General features: G+C 56.6%; 1 pseudogene. It reads right to left on the bottom strand.

What is annotated here, in order from left to right:
- Positions 1-747 (bottom strand): annotated as a pseudogene (locus K6N12_RS33580) (IS3-like element ISRel21 family transposase); the annotation flags it as partial.
- Between the last annotated feature and the right edge of the window lie 55 nt (positions 748-802).

The following is an 802-nucleotide window of genomic DNA, read 5'->3' on the forward strand; positions in this document are numbered from 1 at the left end:
CGTCTTCGCCTCTATAGCTATGACGTGGATCAAGCACCGGCACGTAGCGCGAGAAGGTGTCGACCACCGTCAGCACGCGCAGTTTCTTACCCGTTGCGAGTTGGTCGTGAACGAAGTCCATCGCCCAGACGTCGTTGGGTCCGACGGCCATGTGCCGATCCTCGCGAAGCTTGGCTTTTACCCCCCGCTTCGGTGTCTTGTTCCGCAACTGTAGCCCCAAGTCCCTGTAAATGCGGTAGGTTCGCTTGATGTTGGTGCCCCAACCCTCGCGTTCCAACAGCACATGCACGCGGCGATAGCCGTACCGCACACGGATCTCGCAGATCTCGCGAATACGACGTTCCAGACCGGCCTGATCAGCACGGCGAGAGGTATAGTGGTGAGTTGATCGATCGAAGTTCAACGCTCCACAAGCACGTCGGATCGAGATCGCCCAATCGCAGCACATGCCTTTCACCATCTCCCGCTTCCGAGCAGGCCTTAGAGCTTTCGGCGGATGACATCCTGCAACATCTCGCGGTCCAGCGTCAGATCCGCGACGATCTTCTTCAGGCGCGAATTCTCGTCCTCGAGCTGTTTCAGCCTCTTCATCTCCGGTGGCAGCATGCCCGCGTATTTTTTCTTCCAGTTGAAATAAGTCGCCTGGCTGATCCCCGCCTTCCTGCAGATTTCAGCAACCGACACGCCTTCATCACCTTGCTTCAGAATGAACGCCTTCTGAGCGTCCGAAAACTGCGACGCTTTCATCGTCTTCTGGTCCCTTTCCCAGCCAGGAAAATGCACCGGAAAACTCTAACCAAAA

Source organism: Rhizobium redzepovicii (assembly GCF_019793435.1).
In the GTDB taxonomy this organism is placed as follows: domain Bacteria; phylum Pseudomonadota; class Alphaproteobacteria; order Rhizobiales; family Rhizobiaceae; genus Rhizobium; species Rhizobium redzepovicii.